Raw genomic sequence first — 18,787 nt, 5'->3', positions numbered from 1 at the left:
ACCCCACCCCCCCACACCCCCCTATCTGTGTGTGTCTGGGGGTCTGGTTTTTGTTAATACGCCACCCACCCTCAAACGGGGCAAACATCTACAACCCCCCCGGCTACACGTTTCCGGGGCCGGTCGCGGGCGTGTGTTGGCGGGCCGTCGCGGCGTTCTGGGGATGAACCGGAGGATGGGGATGCACCGCAAGCGGGGGGCGCGCAGAGCGCTGGGAATCGTCGCGATCGGGTTGGTTGCGACGTTGATCACAAGTTGCTCGTCCGGTTCGGCGGCGACCGGGGACGCCGCCGGCGGCGAGACCCCGACCACCTCGTCCACGCCCCCGCCCAAGCCGGTGTCGCTGAGCACCGGCCCCGCGGACGCGGCGGTCGACGTGGCGCCCGGCGTGCCGGTCGTCGCCACGGCCACCGACGGCAGGATCACCTCCGTCTCGCTGACCAACCCCGAGGGCAAGGTCGTGGCGGGTGAGTTGAGCGCCGACGGTCTGCAGTGGACCAACACCGAACCCCTGGGCTACCAGAAGACCTACACGTTGACCGTGACCGGCGAGGGCGCGGACGGCAAGCCGGTCACCAAGACCTCCACCTTCACCACGGTCAAGCCGCGCACGCAGACCCTGCTCGCGGAGGTGTTCCCGCTCGACGGCATGACGGTCGGCGTCGGCCAGCCGCTGCACTTCAAGTTCGACGAGCCGGTCACCGACAAGGCCGCGGCGGAGGCGATGATCTCGATCACCACCGAACCGCGCGTCGAGGGCGCGTTCTACTGGTTCGACGACCAGAAGGTGCACTGGCGCCCCCGCGAGTACTGGACGCCCGGCACCAAGGTCGCCATCAACGCCCGCATCTACGGCAAGCACCTCGGCAACGGCGTCTACGGGCAGGAGGACCACGTGTCCTCGCTGACCATCGGCGACGCCGTCATCCACGAGGCCGACGGCCAGACCCACCAGGTCGTCACCAAGATCAACGGTCAGGTCGCGCGCACCATGCCGACCTCGATGGGGGACGCGCAGAACACCACCCCCACGGGCACCTACGTGACCATGGAGAAGTACGACCACATGGTGATGGACTCCCGCACCTACGGCCTGTCCCTGGACGCGGGCGGCTACGTGACGCCGGTCGACTGGGCCGTCCGGATGTCCCACTCCGGCATCTTCTTCCACGGCGCGCCGTGGTCGGTCGGCGACCAGGGCCGGCGCAACGTCAGCCACGGCTGCCTGAACCTCTCGCCCGAGAACGCCAAGTGGGTGCACGACATCTCCAAGCCGGGCGACGTCGTCATCGTCACCAACTCCGGCGGCCCGGCGCTGGAGCCCACCGACGGCTACGGCGACTGGCAGATCCCGTGGGAGGAGTGGGCCAAGGGCGGCAAGCGGTAGGGCTCACAGGTCCGTGACGCGACCCGCCGCCACGGCGAGGCGGCGGGTCGTGCGCACCGCGTCCAGCATCCGCCGGTCGTGCGTCACCAGCAGCAACGTGCCGGTGTAGGACTCCAGCGCGGACTCCAGCTGCTCGATCGCGGGCAGGTCCAGGTGGTTCGTGGGCTCGTCCAGCACCAGCAGGTTCACCCCGCGCGCCTGGAGCAGCGCCAGCGCCGCACGCGTCCGCTCGCCGGGCGACAGCGAGGCCGCCGGCCGCAGCACGTGCGCCGCCTTCAGCCCGAACTTCGCCAGCAGCGTCCGCACGTCGGCGGGGGCCAGGTCCGGCACCGCCGCGCCGAACGCGTCCAGCAACGGCTCCCCGCCCAGGAACAGGCCGCGCGCCTGGTCGATCTCGCCCACCACCACGCCGGAGCCCAGCGACGACGACCCCGACGCGAGCGGCACGCGGCCGAGCAGCGCCGCCAGCAACGTCGACTTGCCCGAGCCGTTCGCGCCGGTGATGGCGATCCGGTCGGCCCAGTCCACCTGGAGGTCCACCGGTCCGAGCGTGAACGACCCCCGCGTCACCACGGCCGACCGCAGCACCGCCACCACCGCGCCGGACCGGGGCGCGGCGGCGATCTCCATCCGCAGCTCCCACTCCTTGCGGGGCTCCTCGACCACGTCCAGGCGCTCGATCAGCCGTTCGGTCTGCCGGGCCTTGGCCGCCTGCTTCTCGGTCGCCTCGGTGCGGAACTTGCGCCCGATCTTGTCGTTGTCCGGGGCCTTGCGCCGGGCGTTCTTGACGCCCTTCTCCATCCAGGCGCGCTGCGCCCGGGCGCGCTCCTCCAGCGACGCGCGCGTGGCCGCGTACTCCTCGTAGTCCTCGCGGGCGTGCCGGCGGGCGATCTCCCGTTCCTCCAGGTACGCCTCGTAGCCGCCGCCGTAGGACCGCACCTGCTGCTGCGCCAGGTCCAGCTCCACCACGCGCGTGACCGTGCGGGCGAGGAACTCGCGGTCGTGCGACACCACCACGACGCCCGCCCGCAGCCCGGTCACGAACCGCTCCAGCCGGGCCAGGCCGTCCAGGTCCAGGTCGTTGGTCGGCTCGTCGAGCAGGAACACGTCGTACCTGCTCAGCAGCAGCGACGCCATGCTCGCCCGGGCCGCCTGGCCGCCGGACAGCGCGGTCATCGGCAGGTCGAGGGACACGTCCAGGCCCAGTTCGGCGGCCACCTCCAGCGACCGCTCCGGCAGGTCCGCGCCGCCCAGCGCGAGCCACCGCTCCAACGCGTCGGAGTAGCCGTCGTCGCCGGTGCCCGCGGTCAACGCCTCGGTGGCCCGGTCCAGCTCCGCCTGCGCCGCCGCCACGCCCGTGCGGCGGGCCAGGAACTCGCGCACCGTCTCGCCCGGCCGCCGCTCCGGCTCCTGCGGCAGGTGGCCGACGGTCGCGGTGACGGGGGAGAGGCGGATCACACCGCGCTCGGCGGGCAGCAGCCCCGCCAGCGTCCGCAGCAGGGTGGACTTGCCCGCGCCGTTGACGCCGACCAGGCCGACCACGTCGCCGGGCGCGACGACCAGGTCCAAGCCGGAGAACAGCACGCGGTCGCCGTGCCCGGCGGCCAGGTCTTTCGCGACGAGGGTGGCGCTCATGACGACTCCAGGGCACAAGACAGACGCCCCCCGACGAGGCGTCGAGGGGCGTTGCGCTTGGGGTGAGTGACGGGACTTGAACCCGCGACACCTGGGATCACAACCCAGTGCTCTGCCAGCTGAGCTACACCCACCAAGACCGGCTGACCCGGCGCGTGAAGCATACAGTGCCCCACCGCCAGGTCTGAAATCGGCCCTACTCCGGCCGGTCGGCGGCCAGCAGCTCGGCCGCCACGGCCTGCGCCTGCTCCGACGTCGGCCCTGGTTGGGGCACGAACGCCGTGCGCCGGTAGTACGCCAGCTCGCGGATCGACTCCTTGATGTCGGCGAGCGCGCGGTGCGCCAGGCCCTTGCCCGGCTGCGCGTAGTAGATGCGCGGGTACCAGCGGCGGCACAGCTCCTTGATCGACGACACGTCGACCATCCGGTAGTGCAGGTGGGCGTCCAGCTCCGGCATGTCGCGGGCGATGAACCCGCGGTCGGTGGCGATCGAGTTGCCGGCCAGCGGCGCGGTGCGCGGGTCGGGCACCCACTCCTTGATGTAGGCGAGCACCTGCGCCTCGGCGTCGGCCAGCGTCACGGTGGACCGCCGGACCTCCTCGGTGAGCCCCGACTTGGCGTGCATCTGCATGACGACGTCGGGCATCGAGTCGAGCGCGGTGTCGTCGGCGTGGATCACCACGTCGACCCCCTCGCCGAGCACGTTCAGCTCCGCGTCGGTCACCAGCGCCGCGATCTCGATCAGGGCGTCCTTGCCCAGGTCGAGGCCGGTCATCTCGCAGTCGATCCACACCAGGCGATCCATCACCCGCGCGAGCCTAGTCGGCCGGTCGCGCCGGCCCCGCGCCGCTTCGGGTGGCGGCCCCTACCAATCTCATTACGCTCGGGGCAATGACGGCCCAGAGCGACATCGCAGCCGGTTACGCGTCCGAGGGCGCGGCCGTGGAGCTCGGCGCGGTGCTGGTGGACGGCCGGGTGGAGCCGACCGCGCGGGTGCGGCTGCCGCTGGCCACGCTGAACCGGCACGGCCTGGTCGCGGGCGCCACGGGCACCGGCAAGACGAAGACGTTGCAGCTCGTCGCGGAGCAGCTGTCGGCGGCGGGCGTGCCCGTGGTGATGGCCGACGTGAAGGGCGACCTGTCCGGGCTGTCGCGGCCGGGGGAGGGCGGCGAGCGGGTCGCCGCGCGCGCCGCCGAGACGGGGGACGACTGGCGGCCGGAGGCGTGCCCGGTGCAGTTCCTGTCCCTGGGCACGGGCGGCGCGGCGGTGCCCGTGCGGGCGACCGTGACGAGCTTCGGGCCGATCCTGCTGGCGAAGGTGCTCGGGCTGAACGACACCCAGGAGTCCACGCTCGGGCTGATCTTCCACTGGGCCGACTCGCGCGGGCTGCCGCTGCTGGACATCAAGGACCTGCGCGCGGTGATCACGCACCTCACGTCCGACGAGGGCAAGGCGGACCTGAAGGGCCTGGGCGGGGTGTCGTCGGCGACGGCCGGGGTGATCCTGCGGTCGCTGGTGAACCTGGAGGCGCAGGGCGGCGACACGTTCTTCGGCGAGCCGGAGCTCGACCCGCGCGACCTGATGCGCACGGTCGACGGGCGTGGCGTGGTGTCGCTGCTGGAGTTGGCGGATCTGCAGGCCCGGCCCGCGTTGTTCTCCACGTTCCTGATGTGGTTGCTGGCGGAGCTGTTCGAGGTGCTGCCGGAGGAGGGCGACCTGGACCGGCCGAAGCTGGTGTTCTTCTTCGACGAGGCGCACCTGCTGTTCGCGGACGCGTCCAAGGCGTTCCTGGAGCGCATCACCCAGACGGTGAAGCTGATCCGGTCCAAGGGCGTCGGCGTGTTCTTCTGCACGCAGTTGCCGACCGACGTGCCGAACGCCGTGCTGTCGCAGTTGGGCGCGCGGGTGCAGCACGCGTTGCGCGCGTTCACGCCGGAGGACCAGGCGGCGTTGGCGAAGACGGTGAAGACGTACCCGACGACGCCGCACTACGAGCTGGACCGGGCGCTGACGTCGTTGGGGACGGGCGAGGCGGTCGTGACGGTGCTGAGCGAGAAGGGCGCGCCGACCCCGGTGGCGTGGACGAGGTTGCGCGCGCCGCGGTCCTTGATGGACACGATCGGGCCGGAGGCGATCGAGGAGGCCGCGGCGTCGTCCGAGCTGCACGGGAAGTACGCCGAGACGGTGGACCGCGAGTCGGCGTACGAGAAGCTGACCGCGAAGGTGGCTCCCCCTGGGCACGAGAAGGCCGCCGAGCACGAGAAGGCCGCGGAGCACGAGGAGGCCCCGGAGCAGGAGGAGCCGGCCGAACGCCGTCGCGCGCGCGAGGAGCCGGGCGTGGTGGAGCAGGTGCTCGGCAACACGGCGGTGAAGTCGTTCCTCCGCTCAGCCGCGAGCGCGCTCGGCCGCGAGATCACCCGCGGGCTGTTCGGGACCAGTCGCAAGCGGCGGTGAATGCGCGTGGGACCCACGTGGTCCACGTGATATCCTGTGGTCGTGTCGAAGCGGAACGTCACACTTCAACTGGATGACGAGGTCATCAAGAAGGCGAAGGTGTTGGCGGCGCGTGAGGGCACCTCGCTCAGTGCCCTGCTGGCGCACCAGATCACCGTGCTCGCGGCGGCCGACGAGCGTTACGAGGCGGCCAAGCGGCGCGCCTTGGCGGCACTCGACCACGCCTCGGACCACGGTGGTCTGTCCTGGAACCGTGAGGACCTGTACGACCGGTGAGCGATCACACCCGACGTGTCTTCGTGGACACGAATGTCCTGGTATACGCCCACGACTCGGCCGCGGGCGACCGGCACGTCATCGCGCGGGACCTCCTGCGCCGCCTCTGGGCCGACGGCACCGGCGCGTTGAGCACCCAGGTGTTGCAGGAGTTCTACGCCGTCGCCACCCGGAAGCTGAAGCCCCCCATGACGAAGGCCGAAGCCCGCCGGATCGTCGCGGACTACGGCGAGTGGTGCGTGGTCGACACGGACCCGCTGCTGATCGTGTCCGCGAGCGACCTGGAGGAGCGGCACACCTTGTCGTTCTGGGACGCCCTGATCGTCGAGGCGGCCCTGCGCGCCGGCGCCGGGACGCTGGTGTCCGAGGACCTCCAGGACGGTCGCGTGTTCGTGACCCTGACCGTGCGGAACCCGTTCGCCGGCGGAGGTTGATCAGCCGCGAGCGCGCTCGGCCGCGAGATCACCCGCGGGCTGTTCGGGACCAGTCGCAAGCGGCGGTGAGGGTTTGACCTTCAGGGACAGGAACGCGGCCGTGACGCTGAGCAGGCCGGCCGCGTACCAGGCCGGGGCGTAGTTGCCGAAGTGGTCCCGGGTGAGGCCGGCGGCGGTGGCGGCGAAGGCCGCGCCGATCTGGTGCGAGGCGAAGACCCAGCCGAAGACGACCGGGGCGGACAGGCCGAAGACCTGGCGGCACAGGGCGACGGTCGGCGGCACGGTGGCGACCCAGTCCAGGCCGTAGAAGATGATGAACACGAGCATCGACGGGTGCACCGAGTCGTGGAACAGCTGCGGCAGGACGAGCAGTGACGCGCCGCGCAGCGCGTAGTACACGGCCAGCAGGACCCGCGAGTCGACGCGGTCGGTGAGCCAGCCCGACAGCACCGTGCCCACGATGTCGAAGACGCCGACCAGCGCGAGCAGGCCCGCGGCGGTGGTGGTGGGCATGCCGTGGTCGTGGGCGGCGGGGATGAAGTGGGTGCCGACCAGGCCGTTCGTGGTCGCGCCGCAGATCGCGAAGCCCGCCGCCAGGAACCAGAACGGGCCGGTGCGCGCGGCCCCCGCCAGCGCGCCCAGCGCCCGGCGGGCCGCGCCCCCGGTCGGCGCGGGCGCCGGCACGACCGCGTCCCCGCCGTACGGCGGCACGCCCAGGTCGGCCGGGTGCTCGCGGAGGAACAGCAGCACCAGCGGCACGACCGCGAGGGCCGCGACGGACACCACGACCGACGCGCTGCGCCAGCCGGACGACTCCGACAGCGCCGCCACCACCGGCAGGAACACCAGCTGGCCCGTCGCGCCGCCCGCGGTGAGGATGCCGGTGACCAGGCCCCGGTGGCGGACGAACCACCGGCCGGTGATGGTGGCCACGAACGCCAGCGCCATCGACCCGGTGCCCAGGCCGACCAGCACGCCCCAGAACAGCACCAGCTCCCACGCCGTCGACATGAACACGGTCAACCCGCTGCCCACCGCGACCAGCGTCAGCGCCGAGGCCACGACCTTGCGCACGCCCAGCCGCTCCATCAGGGCCGCGGCGAACGGCGCGGTCAGCCCGAACAGCAGCAGGTTCACCGACACGGCGAAGCCGATCGTGCCGGTGGACCACCCGAACTCCCGCCGCAGCGGTTCCACCAACGCGCCCGGTGCGGCCCGGAACGCCGCCGCCCCGACCAGCGCGACGAACGCGACGCCGGCGACCACCCATGCCCAGTTCTGCCTGCTGCGGATCACGACGGCAAGCTTCGGCGATGCCGCCCCGCCGCGAACAGTGGCTCGAATGCCATAGTGGGTCGAGATCCAGCCAAGATCACGGTTCGAGGAACGGGCGCAGCAGACCCGGCACGGCCTCGTCGGCCACCGCGAGCCCGTCCGCCTCCGCCACGTCGATCACGTGGTACGCCCCGTCACCCGCCGCGGTGGTGGCCGAGATCGTGACCAGGCCCGCGCGCCGCTGGAAGAACGAGCGCGAGACGCGCCAGCCGATGACGCCGGTGCGTTGCAGCGCCACCGTCTCCCGGATCGCCGAACCCGCGCGGGCGACCAGGTACCGGTCGGTCAACGCGTGGCCCAGCGACCGGTAGCGGTCCCAGCCCAGCGCGGCGGAGAAGGGCACCAGCGCCAGCACGACCTGCCACGTCCAGCTCGGCGCGAACCACGCCAGGACCGCCGCGAGTGCCAGCAGCGGCACGACGGCGCGCACCATCCGGCGGCGCAGGGCGGCCACCGGGTGCCGGCGCAGCGGCGTCCCCGTCGGCGACTCCTCCTGCCGCAGCACGGCCGCGGACACCCGGTGCGCCTCGGCCACCGGCGCGGGCGGCAGCAGGAGGTTGCTCTCGCCCTTGCGCCCCAGGCCCGTGGTCACGGTCTTGGCGTGCGCGCCGCGCCCGGCCCGCAGCAGCAGCGGCTCGACCAGCTCCACGCCCCGAAGCCGTTGCTCGGCAACGGAAACCGACCGGGTGGTGAGCAGGCCCCGGCGCACCCGGACGGTGTCGTCCGGCTCGCGGGTCAGCCGGTAGCCCCAGAACTGCACCACGTACACCAGCACCGAGCCCAGCGTCGCGATCAGCAGCACCGCGCCGCCGAACAGGGCGATCGTCAGCCCGAGGGGCTGGGCGGCGACCCAGTGCACGGCCTCGCTCATCGGGTCGAACACCTCGATGTCCAGCTCGCGCACCACGTTCGCCACGAAACCGAACAGCGCGCCCGCCGCCACGAGGCCGGACAACGTCAGCGGCGCGTACCGCAGCCACCGGTTGTCCCACTGGGACAGCACGACGCCGGTCCGCTCCTCCTCCGCCGCCGCGCCGGTCGCCGGGACCTCCGCCTTGGCGATGGTGAGCAGCAGCACGCGCAGCCGTTCCGCCTCGGCCGACGACACCGCGTCCAACGTCAGGCCGTCCTCGCCGGGCTGGTCGCGCTGCCCCGTGCCGACCCGGATCGCGGACAGCCCGAACAGCCGGTGCCCGAGCTTCGCGGTCAGGTCGACGGTGCGGATCCGGTCCCGCGGCACGGCCAGGCGCTTGCGGACGACCAGGCCGGTGTGCATCTCCACCTGCTCGGTGGTGATCCGGTACCGGGTGGTGAGCCAGCGCAGCAGGCCGAACAGCACGATCGCGGCGATCACGCCCAGGCTGACCAGGATGCGCCACGTCTCGCCCTTGCCCAGCACGAGCAGGCCGACGAACACCGGCACCAGGCCGAGCAGCTCGTTCAGCGGCCGGACGATGAGCATGCGCACGTCCAGCCGGTGCCAGTCCACCACCGGCTCGACGTGCTCCGGCGCGGCGGGCAGCTCCGTGGTCACGTGGCATCACCCGGCGTGGCCTGCGTCGTCGAGGTCAGCTCGTCGGCCAGCCGCACCGCCTCGTCGTGCTCCAGGCCCTCGATCAGCACGGGCCCCGCCGCCGAGGCGGTGGTGACGGTGACCGTGGACAGGCCGAGCAGCTGCTGCAACGGGCCGCGCTTGGTGTCCACGGTCTGGATGCGCGACACCGGCGCGATCCGCCACTCCTGGTTCAGCCAGCCGGCCAGCGTGTAGACCGCGTCCGGGGTGGCCTCCCAGCGGTGCACCCGGTACCGCCACCGCGGCATCACCAGGGTGTGCGCGACGCCCAGCACGAGCGTGGCCAGCGCCGCGGTCACCTGCCACGGCGACGCCACGAAGAGCAGCGCCACCGCCTGCGGCGCCAGCAGCACCGCCCAGCCGATCACCGCGTGCAGGGTCCAGAGGGTGATCGACTTGCGGCTCACCTGGTGCCGCGGCGCACGCAGGCGCAACACTTCGTTGCTCACGCCGTCCACTGTGCCTCAACGCCGGGCCCGCGTGTGCGCCAACCCGACCCGCGGCGCCGTCAGGGACGGCGCGACCCGGTCACGGCTGCGCGCTGTACGGCGCCTGGAACACCCTGGCCGTGGCGCTCTCGCCCTGGACGGCGACGGCGGTGGGCACGCCGACGACGACCGCGAGACCGGCGCAGATGGCGAGCGCGGCCATGATCCTGTGCAGGGAGTGCACAACCATCGTCGAACTCCGTTTCGATCGTAGCGGCGTGGTCGGCAGGGGCAGCCGGACCCGATCCGCGGGTGACGCCGAAGAGCGTCCAAGCGGAGCATGGCACACGGCGGTCCTCACGGTCATCACCCACTTCCGCCCCTGCTCGTTGGGCAATACCCCCGGAGCGGGAGCCCCGATCGTCGGGGACATCCCACCACTTCCGGTAACGAGCCGGGAACCGGGAAGTGACTCAGTCGCGCGCCGACCGCGCCCTCGGCTCCTCGTCCAGGTCCACCCACCACACCGCCGCGCCCGCCCGGTCGCGCACGCCGATGGTCCGGTAGATGCGCTGGAGGTGGTTCTGCACGGTCTTGGGCGACAGCCCCAGCTCCGCCGCGATGCCCGTCGTGCTCTCGCCGGCCGCCACCCGCCGCAGCACCTCGATGCCCCGCTTGGTGAGGCCCGCGCGCAACGCCCGCGCGATCCGCCGGTTGTCCTGCTCCGCGGTGGCGGAGCTGCGCAGCGGGTCCGGCCGCGCCACCCGCGCCGACCGCGGCCCGAACGTGCGCTCGGCCAGCTGGTCGACCAGCCGCGCGGACAGGTCGTGCTCCCGCATCCGCAGCAGGTCACGACCTTCCTGCAGCTCCCACAGCCGGTACTGCTCCAGCTGGGACCGGGCGTGGTGCAGCGCCGAGTCGAGCTTCCCGGCCCGCTCGAAGGCCACGCTCAGCGCGCCGTGCGCCCGCACCGCGACCTCGCGGGCCAGCGCGCCCATCGCCAGCTCCGCCGCCCGCGTGAGCAGCCGCACCTGGTCGTCGTAGCGCTCCCGCACGCCGCTGATCCGGGCCCGCGCCATCAGCAGCTCGGCCCGCAGCACGGGCCGGTCCTGCCCGGCCAGCAGCCGGTCGGCCCGCTGGCACGAGCGCAGCGCCCGGTCCACCTCGCCGAGGTCCAGCCGCACGTGCGTGAGCAGCAGGTTCAGCCGGGCCATCCGCAGCGGCTGGTCCAGGTGCTTCCACCGGTCCCGGGCCTGCGCGCACAGTTCCTCGGCCCGCCGCAGCTTGCGCGTGCACGGTTCGCCGTCCAGGCTGCACCGGCTCGCCGCCGACCGCGCCAGGCAGTGCTCGTGGTACTGGGTGCGCAGGACGTTCGCCTGCTCGAACAGGATCGAGCCGATCAGCTCGACGTCCTTGGTCAGCTCGGCCAGGCCCAGGGCGCGCGCCAGCGAGTGCAGCGACCGCTCCCGCGAGTCCAGCCGCAGCTCCACCACGGCCTGCGCGAACCCGCACCACGCCTGCAACCCGACGTGCCGGTTCGCCGCCGCGATGGCCCCGACCCGGTCGATGGTGTCCAGCGCGCCGGGCAGCAGGCCGCGCTTGCCCAGCGCCACGGACTGGACCAGCACGCTGTGCGCCACGCCTTCCGCGTCGTCCAGCCACGAGAACGCGGCCACCGCCTTCTCCGCGGCCTCCAGCGCGTCGCCGGGACGTCCCTCGTCCAGCGCCATCCGGGCCTCGCGCAGGTTCGTGACGGCGGCCTCGCGCGGATCGGCCGCTCGCTGGACCGGAATGGTCATCGTGTGGTCGCCCCCGTGCGCCGCTGCCGGACTGCCGCACGGCCGACGGTACTCACCGCAGCTCCCGCTTCAGCACCTTTCCCGTCTCGTTGCGGGGCAGGGCGTCGAGGAAGACCACCTCCCGCGGCACGGAGAACCTGGCCAGGTTGGCGCGCACGTGCTCGCGCACGGCGTCCTCGTCCAGCGCTCCGGGCTCGTCGCACACCACGTACGCGGCGAGCCGTTGGCCGAACCGCTCGTCCGGCACGCCGACCACGGCCACCTCCCGCACCCCGGCCAGGCCCGCGAGCAGGTCCTCGACCTCGCGCGGGTACACGTTCTCGCCGCCGGAGACGATCATCTCGTCGTCGCGGCCGGAGACGAACAGCAGGCCGTCCGCGTCGCGGTGGCCGACGTCGCCGGTGGACATCAGGCCGTCGCGGACCTCCTTGCCCGCGCCGTTGGTGTAGCCGTCGAAGAGCATGTCGTTGGCCACGAAGATGCGGCCGGTGACGCCCGCGGGCACCGGGGCGCCGTCGTCGTCCAGGATCGCGAGCCGGGTGCCGTGCGGCGGCCGGCCCGCCGTGTCGGGGTGGCGCGCCAGCTCGTCGGGGCGGGCGATGCTCACCCACGACACCTCGGTGGAGCCGTAGAGGTTGTAGAGGACGGGGCCGAACTCCGCCAGGCACCGGCGCGCCACCGGGGGCGGCAGCGCCGAGCCGCTGGACGCGATCACGCGCAGCCCCGGCAGGTGCGGGCGTTCGGGCAGCTCCAGCACGCGTTGCAGCATCACGGGCACGACGAACACCGCGTCGGCGCGGTGCTCGCGCGCGTCGGCGAGGACGAGCGCCGGGTCGAACCGGCGGCGCAGCACGAACGTCGCGCCGAGCACGAGCCCGATCTGGAACGCGGCCAGGCCCCAGGTGTGGAACAGCGGCGCGGGCACGGAGAACCGGTCGCCCGCCCGGAGCGGGATGCGCGAGAGCAGCGCGGCGGCGGGCGTGAGGCTCGCCGGTTCCGGCCGCCGGGCGCCCTTGGGCGCGCCGGTGGTGCCGGAGGTCAGCACGATCATCCGGCCGCGCGGCGGCCGGCCGGGCAGCGGCGTGGCGGGGGAGCCCGCGATGAGCTGCTCCAGCGTCTTGCTCCTGGTCGTGCCCTCCACCCACGCGATGACCCGGCGGACCTTGCGCGGCGCGTGGGTCAGCAGGCCGCGGAACTCGGTGTCCGCGACGACCACGGAGACGTCCTGCTCGCGCAGCACGGCGGTGATCTGCCCCGCGCTCAACCCCGTGTTGAGCAGCACGGTGTGCGCGCCGAGCTTCACGCAGGCCGCCACCGTCTCGACGAACCCGCGGTGGTTGCGGCACAGCACCGCGACCTTCGAGCCCGCCCGCACGCCGAGGTCGTGCAGGCCGTGCGCGAGCCGGGTGGTGCGCTCCTCGACCTCGGCGTACGTGAGCGCGCCCGCGTCGTCGATGATCGCGGGTCGGTCGGGGTGCCGAGCCGCGCCGGTGGCGAACCCGAACGCCACCGTGATGTCCCACTTGAGGTAGGCGTCCAGCACGCCGAGCAGCCGTCCCGGACCCATCGGCCGCACGACGCCGGCGCGCACGAGCGTGACCAGGGCGCGCAGCACGCCCAGCGCCCGCCTCACCGCGCCACCCGCGGGGTCGCCGGGCGGTCCCGGTCGGCGTCGAGCGGCGACGCGGGGTCGCCCGGCCTGGCGAAGTAGGTGCTCACGGGTTCGATACTGACATTACCTACCCGTGAGTAGGAAGAGTGCGGGGTGAAATCGGCGACCCCGCGATCAGATCTCCGGGGTGCCGGACGCGTTCACCACGGCGTCGCGCAGGGCCGCGCGCAGGCGCCCCACCTCCAGCGGCGTCAGCACGGCCGCCTCGCCCGGCGGCACGGTCACCACGACGTGGCCCTGGCTGACGAAGACGGTCATGTCACGTCGGCGCGACGCGATGTCGCGGCAGGAGATCTGCCACTCCTTGCCTGTGTTCACTGCCCTTGCCCTCCAGGGTCTCGACACGGGTGCTCGGACCAGTCCGGGCGCTCGCGGTGGGGAGACGCACGGGGGTTGGTGCCATGACGGGACTTCCGCCGGGCGATCGCGCCGAGCTGTCGTTAGCCTCGCACGCGTGCGTCGCCGCAGTCACCTGGAAGGGTGAGAAATGGGCCGGAACCGCAACGGATCGTGATGTTCGGGCGGTGTTCGGTGCCCTTACAGGCAGGAGCCGCTGTCCGGCCGGTGGTCCGAGGCGATCAGGCGCTGGAGCAGCTCGTGCAGGCCGCGGGCCTCGTCCGGCGTCAGGTCCGCGGTGAACTCGCGCTCCACCTGGGCGTGCAGCTCCTCGACCGCGCACTGCACGGCCCGGCCCTGCTCGGTGATCACGGGCACGCGCACCCGCCGGTCGGTCGGGTCCGGCTTGCGCACGATCAGGCCCGCGCGTTCCAGCCGGTCCAACTCCGCGGTGAGGGTGGTCTTGTCCAGCCCGAGCGCGTGCCCGAGGGCGAGCTGGGTGCGCCGGAACTCCTCGCTGGCCAGGGCGGTCAGCACGATCTGCCCGCGCGTGGTGATGCCGTGGCGGCCCGCCGCCTCCTGGGCGACCGCGCCCAGCTTCTGCGCCGCGCGGTGCAGCAGCCAGTTGAGGCCCGCGCGGCTCGTGCAGCCGGGGTCGGCGGGGTGGTCCATACCCCCGAGCATACGCGAGGTGTGAGATATTCTGATCTGGGAATATCTTGACGCGGAACTACTCCGGTCATATGTTCTGAACCAAGAACTTCTTGGGGAGGAACAATGTCCCACCTGCTGCACATCGACACGAGCCTGCGCTTCGAGGGCTCGGTGTCGCGCGAGGTCACGAGGGGTTTCGCGGACGCGTGGCGGGCCGCGCACCCGGACGGCGGGGTCACCTACCGCGACCTGGCGGCCGACCCGCTGCCGCACGTGGACCCGGCGTCGCTCGCGACGCGGGGGACCGAGGCGGACCGCCCGCTGGAGCGGCTGCTGGTGGCCGAGGTGAAGGCCGCGGACACCCTGCTGCTGGGCGTGCCGATGTACAACTACGGCGTCCCGTCGAGCCTCAAGGCGTGGCTGGACTGGATCATGGTGCCGGAGCTGTTCGTCGACCAGGCGACGGGCGAGGGCCCGCTGACCGGCAAGCGCGTCGTGGTGGTGACCGCCCGGGGCGGCTCCTACGCGCCCGGCACGCCGCGGCACGCGTTCGACTTCCAGGAGCCCTACCTGCGGGCCGCCCTCGGCATGATCGGCCTCGACCGCGACCTGGAGTTCGTGCACGCCGAGCTGACCATGGCGCACACCGCGCCGCAGCTCGCGCAGTTCCGCGAGCAGGCCGTCGCCTCGCTGGAGGACGCGCACCGCGCGGTGCGCGAGCTGGCCGCCGCCTGAGGGGGAGGGGGTGGCGGGCCGGCTCGGGGACGGCCCGCCACCTCGGCGGAGACGATCTCCCGGGCTGTCACACTGGTCCGGGAGGTGCGATGTCCGAGCCGATCGCCGCGGTCGTGGTCCGTGCCGCCGAGCTGACCGCCCGGGGGCTGCCGCGCCGGGCGATCGAGCTGCTCCGGCCGGCGCTCCTGGTCAACCCCCTGCACGGCGAGGCGTGGTGCCGGCTGGCCGCCGCGCACCTCGACGCGGGCGAGCCCGACCCCGCGCTGGACGCGGCGAAGCGCGCCCTGGTGCTCGACGGCGACCCGGCGTGGGCGCAGCGGCTGACCGCGTTGGCGTTGAGCGAGCTGGGCCGGCACGTCGAGGCGGTGGTCGCGGCGCGGGAGTGCGTGCGGCGCAAGGCGGGCGACTGGCGGTGCCAGGTGGTGCTCGCCGAGGTGCTGGCGAACAGCCCCGACGGGCGGCAAGAGGCCGTGGCCGTCGCCCGGGAGGCGACGCGCCTCGCGCCGACCGAGGCCCGCGCGTTCCAGGTGCTCGGCGACGCGGCGCTGCGCGTGCGCGACTGGGGCGTCGCCGAACGCGCCTACCGCACCGCGTTGCGCCTGGACCCCGACGCGGACGACGTCCGCGCCAACCTGGCGACGGTGCGGCGCAAGCGCGGCGGCGCGCCCATCCCGCCGCCGTCCGGCGAGGCGCTGACCGCCGCGCACGCCGTGCTCTGGCCCGCGTTGTCCAGGGTCGCCGCGCTGCTGGTCGCCGGCGGGCTGCTCCTGCTGCTCGCGGGCATGCCCAAGCCGACGCCCGCGCTCGGCTGGTTCGCCGCCCTGCTCGTGGTCGGCTGCCTGGTGGTCGTGGGCGCGGCGTCGCTCCGGGCGCCGCGCGCGGTGCGGCGGGCGGTGGTCCGCCTGCCCGCGCACCGGCCCCAGGTCGCCGTGGTGGCGACGATGTTCGGGCTGTCCGCGGTGGTGCTGCTCGGGTGGGCGGTGGCGCTGCTGCTCGGCGCGACGACGATGCAGCCGTTGGTGATCGCCTGGCTGTGCGCGCTGCTCGGCGGAACCGTCGTCGTCCTGGGCGGCGGTCGGTAGCCTGGTGCGGGGAAGGAGTCCGATGACCCGGCGCGCGCTGCTCGCGATCCTCGCGTTGATCGCGGGTTTCGTCGTGTCCGGACCCGGCCCCGCCACCCCCGTCGAGGTGGTCGCCGCCGTCTCCTCGACGGTGGACGCGGCCCACCTGCCCGGCACGGCCGCGCGCACCACCACCGCGCACCCCGTGCAGGTCCACCTGGGCCAGCCGCTGGACGGCGTCCAGCCCGCGGTGCACGTCCCGCCCGCGCCGCCGGTGCGGGTGGACGTCCTCGACCCCACCCACGCCACGCCCGAGCACGCCGGCCAGGCGCCGCTCGGCGAGCGCGCGCCACCCCCGACCTCCGGTAGCTGAACCCCCACCGTTCACCTCACCCGGAGGTCCCTCCACCATGCCGCGCCCCGACGCGCGGCGAGCGTTGATCGTCCGCGGGCTCCTGGCCCTCGGCGTGCTCGCCGCGTCCGCGTTCACCCTGCTCACCGTCCAACCGCGCCTCGGCCTCGACCTGCGAGGCGGCACCCAGATCGTGCTGGAAACCCCGTCCGAAGCCACCTCCGACGCCACCGACCGCGCGATGGAGGTGCTGCGCCGCCGCGTCGACGAGCTGGGCGTGGCCGAACCCGTGCTGGCCCGCTCCGGCGACCACCGCATCGTGGTGGAGCTGCCCGGCGTGCAGGATCCGACCGAGGCCATCGAAGTGCTCGGCCGCACGGCGCAGTTGCGCGTGCAGCCGGTCACCGGAGTCGGCGACGTGCCCACGCCCGAGGGCGACTCGGTCGGCCTGGGCGAGGTCGTGATGACCGGCGAGGGCATCGAGGACGCCCGCGCCACGCCCAACGCGCAGGGCGTCGGCTACGTCGTCGGTGTCGACTTCCAGGGCGACGCGCCGCGCGCGTGGCAGCGGGTGACCGCCGAGGCGGCGTGCTCGCCGCCGGGCGACCCGAAGCGGCGGGTGGCGTTCGTGCTGGACGACGAGGTCGTGTCCGCGCCGCAGGTCGACCCGTCCGTCGCCTGCGGCACCGGCATGATCGGCGGCAGCACCCAGATCACCGGGCGGTTCAGCCAGGCCGAGGCCGAGGAGCTGGCGCTGGTGATCCGGTCCGGCGCGCTGCCCGTGCCGGTCGAGGTGGTGGAGCAGCGGACCGTCGGCCCGACGCTCGGCGCGGAGGCGATCGAGGCCAGCGCCCGCGCGGCGGTCATCGGCGTGGCGCTGACCGGGCTGTTCCTGCTGTTCGTCTACCGGCTGGCCGGGCTCGTGGCCGTGGTCGCCCTGGTCGGCTACGCGGCCGTCGCGTACGCGGCGATGCTGGCGATCGGGGCGACGTTGACGTTGCCGGGGTTGGCCGGGTTCGTGCTCGCCATCGGCATGGCGGTGGACGCCAACGTGCTGGTGTTCGAGCGGTCACGGGAGGAGTTCGCGCGGCGCAAACGCTTGCCCCGCTCGGTGGACGAGGGGTTCCGCGGCGCGTTGAGCGCGGTCGCGGACTCGAACGTCACCACGCTGCTGGCCGCGGGCCTGCTGTTCTGGTTGGCCACCGGCCCGGTCAAGGGGTTCGGCGTCACGCTGTCGATCGGTGTGATCGCGTCGCTGTTCAGCGCGTTGGTGCTGAGCCGGGTGCTGCTGCGGCTCGTCATGCCGGTCCTGGAACGGCGGCCCCGGTGGAGCGGGCTGCACTCGTTGGGCCGGGTGCGGACCTGGCTGACGCAGCGGGGGATCGAGCTGTACCGGCGGCCCCGGCGCTGGCTCCTCGTGGCCGGCGTCGTGGTGCTCGCGGCCATCGGCGGGTTGTTCGTGCGCGGGCTGGAGCTGGGCGTGGAGTTCACCGGCGGGCGGATGCTGGAGTTCACCGCGGCGTCGGTGGACACCGGCCGGGTGCGGGCCGAGCTGGCGTCCGCCGGGTTCGGCGACGCGGTGGTGGTGACGTCGGGCTCCGACGGCCTCTCGGTGCGCACCGGCCCGATCGACTCGGCCGCCGCGACCAGGCTCGGCGAGGCCGTCGACCGCGCGACGGGCGGGGCGGAGCAGGTCAGCAACGAGCTGATCGGCCCCAGCCTGGGTTCGGAGCTGCGGCGCAACGCGCTGATCGCGCTGGCCATCGCGGTGGCCGCGCAGCTCGTCTACCTCGCCGTGCGGTTCGACTGGCGGCTCGGCGTGGCCACCGTGGTGGCGCTGGTGACGGACGTGGTCGTGCTCGTCGGCGCGTTCGCGTGGCTGGGCAAGACCGCCGACGCGGTGTTCCTGGCCGCGCTGCTCACCGTGATCGGCTACTCGGTGAACGACTCGGTGGTGGTGTTCGACCGGGTGCGCGAGCTGCGGCGGACGCGTGCGCCGTTCCCCGACGTGATGAGTTCGGCGGTGCTGCAAACCCTGCCGCGCACCGTGAACACGGGCATCGGCGTGCTGTTCGTCCTGGCGGCGCTGCTGGTGCTCGGCGACGGCTCGCTGGCCGACTTCTCCACCGCGCTGCTGATCGGCCTGGTCGCGGGCACGATCTCGACCGTGCTGACCGCCGCACCGGTGGCGATCGTCCTGGAGGGCCGCCGCCGATGAGCACGCGGTCGCCGTCCGCGTGGCCGTCCACAACCGACACACCGGCCGCGGTCGGTCCGCGGTCGGACCGGCTCACGCGGCTCCTGCCGAAACGGCCGGTCGTGTAGCAAGGTGTGCACATGACCGGATTCGCCGCGTACCAGAACGAGATCTACCTGCAAGGGCTGGCGGGGACCGTGCCGCCGTTCACCACCGACCCGGAGGGGTTGGAGGCGTCCGCCCGGGAGCGGCTCGGGCCGGGGCCGTTCTGGTACGTGGCGGGCGCGGCCGGTGGTGGGGCGACGGCGCGGGCGAACCGGGAGGCGTTCGACGACTGGCGGATCGTGCCGCGGATGCTCACCGACGCCACCGAACGGCACCTCGGCACGTCGTTGCTCGGCACGGACATGCCCGCGCCGGTGTTGCTCGCGCCGGTCGGGGTGCAGTCCATCCTGCACC

Annotated in this window: 19 protein-coding genes and 1 tRNA gene; 9 read left to right on the top strand and 11 right to left on the bottom strand. The window is 73.5% G+C overall.

Annotated elements, in window-relative coordinates; genetic code table 11:
- Positions 1-175 precede the first annotated feature (175 nt).
- On the top strand, positions 176-1,387 hold the full coding sequence (locus tag ACFXGA_RS04520) for an Ig-like domain-containing protein (RefSeq protein ID WP_378084339.1): 1,212 nt from the start codon (positions 176-178) through the stop codon (positions 1,385-1,387).
- 3 nt (positions 1,388-1,390) lie between these two features.
- On the opposite strand, the gene ACFXGA_RS04515 is transcribed toward ACFXGA_RS04520, so the two are convergent.
- From ACFXGA_RS04515 to orn, 3 genes are all read right to left on the bottom strand, one after another.
- Positions 1,391-3,022, bottom strand: coding sequence for an ABC-F family ATP-binding cassette domain-containing protein (locus ACFXGA_RS04515; RefSeq protein WP_378084333.1), 1,632 nt, complete (start codon positions 3,020-3,022; stop codon positions 1,391-1,393).
- A 58-nt stretch (positions 3,023-3,080) separates the two neighbouring features.
- Positions 3,081-3,156, bottom strand: a tRNA-His gene (locus ACFXGA_RS04510).
- Positions 3,157-3,218: 62 nt separating this feature from the next.
- Positions 3,219-3,830 (bottom strand): oligoribonuclease, encoded by a 612-nt coding sequence (gene orn / locus ACFXGA_RS04505; protein ID WP_378084332.1) that lies wholly within the window; start codon positions 3,828-3,830, stop codon positions 3,219-3,221.
- An 83-nt stretch (positions 3,831-3,913) separates the two neighbouring features.
- On the opposite strand from orn, the gene ACFXGA_RS04500 reads away from it, so the two are divergent.
- Genes ACFXGA_RS04500 through ACFXGA_RS04490 form a run of 3 tightly spaced genes read left to right on the top strand, consistent with a single transcriptional unit; the run spans position 3,914 to position 6,186 of the window.
- Positions 3,914-5,476 (top strand): helicase HerA-like domain-containing protein, encoded by a 1,563-nt coding sequence (locus ACFXGA_RS04500; protein WP_378084330.1) that lies wholly within the window; start codon positions 3,914-3,916, stop codon positions 5,474-5,476.
- Positions 5,477-5,518: 42 nt separating this feature from the next.
- Positions 5,519-5,752, top strand: a complete 234-nt coding sequence (locus ACFXGA_RS04495) for a DUF6364 family protein (protein ID WP_378084328.1) — start codon at positions 5,519-5,521, stop codon at positions 5,750-5,752.
- Positions 5,753-5,775: 23 nt separating this feature from the next.
- Positions 5,776-6,186, top strand: coding sequence for a PIN domain-containing protein (locus tag ACFXGA_RS04490; protein ID WP_378084326.1), 411 nt, complete (start codon positions 5,776-5,778; stop codon positions 6,184-6,186).
- Here ACFXGA_RS04490 and ACFXGA_RS04485 read toward each other — a convergent pair whose 3' ends face one another.
- The 8 genes from ACFXGA_RS04485 to ACFXGA_RS04450 form a co-directional block, all read right to left on the bottom strand.
- On the bottom strand, positions 6,187-7,482 hold the full coding sequence (locus tag ACFXGA_RS04485) for an MFS transporter (RefSeq protein WP_378084324.1): 1,296 nt from the start codon (positions 7,480-7,482) through the stop codon (positions 6,187-6,189).
- 76 nt (positions 7,483-7,558) lie between these two features.
- A complete protein-coding gene (locus ACFXGA_RS04480) occupies positions 7,559-9,055 on the bottom strand; it encodes a PH domain-containing protein (RefSeq protein ID WP_378084322.1) in 1,497 nt (498 codons plus the stop codon).
- A complete protein-coding gene (locus tag ACFXGA_RS04475) occupies positions 9,052-9,543 on the bottom strand; it encodes a PH domain-containing protein (protein ID WP_378084321.1) in 492 nt (163 codons plus the stop codon). Before ACFXGA_RS04475 ends, ACFXGA_RS04480 begins: the two co-directional genes overlap by 4 nt.
- A 79-nt stretch (positions 9,544-9,622) precedes the next feature.
- Positions 9,623-9,772 (bottom strand): hypothetical protein, encoded by a 150-nt coding sequence (locus ACFXGA_RS04470; protein WP_378084319.1) that lies wholly within the window; start codon positions 9,770-9,772, stop codon positions 9,623-9,625.
- A gap of 223 nt (positions 9,773-9,995) precedes the next feature.
- Positions 9,996-11,321 (bottom strand): response regulator transcription factor, encoded by a 1,326-nt coding sequence (locus ACFXGA_RS04465; RefSeq protein ID WP_378084318.1) that lies wholly within the window; start codon positions 11,319-11,321, stop codon positions 9,996-9,998.
- A 52-nt stretch (positions 11,322-11,373) separates the two neighbouring features.
- A complete protein-coding gene (locus ACFXGA_RS04460) occupies positions 11,374-12,888 on the bottom strand; it encodes an AMP-binding protein (RefSeq protein ID WP_378084337.1) in 1,515 nt (504 codons plus the stop codon).
- Positions 12,889-13,107: 219 nt separating this feature from the next.
- Positions 13,108-13,311 carry a hypothetical protein gene (locus ACFXGA_RS04455; RefSeq protein ID WP_378084316.1) on the bottom strand — a complete coding sequence of 68 codons (204 nt, stop codon included), beginning with the start codon at positions 13,309-13,311 and terminating at the stop codon, positions 13,108-13,110.
- 219 nt (positions 13,312-13,530) lie between these two features.
- Positions 13,531-14,001, bottom strand: a complete 471-nt coding sequence (locus tag ACFXGA_RS04450; protein ID WP_378084315.1) for a MarR family winged helix-turn-helix transcriptional regulator — start codon at positions 13,999-14,001, stop codon at positions 13,531-13,533.
- 105 nt (positions 14,002-14,106) lie between these two features.
- Between ACFXGA_RS04450 and ACFXGA_RS04445 the strand changes: the two genes are divergently transcribed.
- The 5 genes from ACFXGA_RS04445 to ACFXGA_RS04425 all read left to right on the top strand — a co-directional run.
- Positions 14,107-14,718 (top strand): FMN-dependent NADH-azoreductase, encoded by a 612-nt coding sequence (locus tag ACFXGA_RS04445; protein ID WP_378084313.1) that lies wholly within the window; start codon positions 14,107-14,109, stop codon positions 14,716-14,718.
- 89 nt (positions 14,719-14,807) lie between these two features.
- Positions 14,808-15,800 (top strand): tetratricopeptide repeat protein, encoded by a 993-nt coding sequence (locus tag ACFXGA_RS04440; RefSeq protein WP_378084311.1) that lies wholly within the window; start codon positions 14,808-14,810, stop codon positions 15,798-15,800.
- A 22-nt stretch (positions 15,801-15,822) separates the two neighbouring features.
- Positions 15,823-16,152 carry a hypothetical protein gene (locus tag ACFXGA_RS04435; protein ID WP_378084309.1) on the top strand — a complete coding sequence of 110 codons (330 nt, stop codon included), beginning with the start codon at positions 15,823-15,825 and terminating at the stop codon, positions 16,150-16,152.
- Positions 16,153-16,189: 37 nt separating this feature from the next.
- Positions 16,190-18,349, top strand: coding sequence for a protein translocase subunit SecD (gene secD, locus ACFXGA_RS04430; protein WP_378084308.1), 2,160 nt, complete (start codon positions 16,190-16,192; stop codon positions 18,347-18,349).
- Between the two features lie 119 nt (positions 18,350-18,468).
- Positions 18,469-18,787 (top strand): alpha-hydroxy-acid oxidizing protein (locus ACFXGA_RS04425; protein ID WP_378084306.1); only part of this gene is annotated, 319 nt, incomplete at its 3' end.

The organism is Actinosynnema sp. NPDC059335 (assembly GCF_042752395.1).
Classification (GTDB): Bacteria; Actinomycetota; Actinomycetes; order Mycobacteriales; family Pseudonocardiaceae; genus Actinosynnema.
Note: the sequence above shows the minus strand (reverse complement) of the source record. Positions and strands in the feature narration are given on the sequence as shown.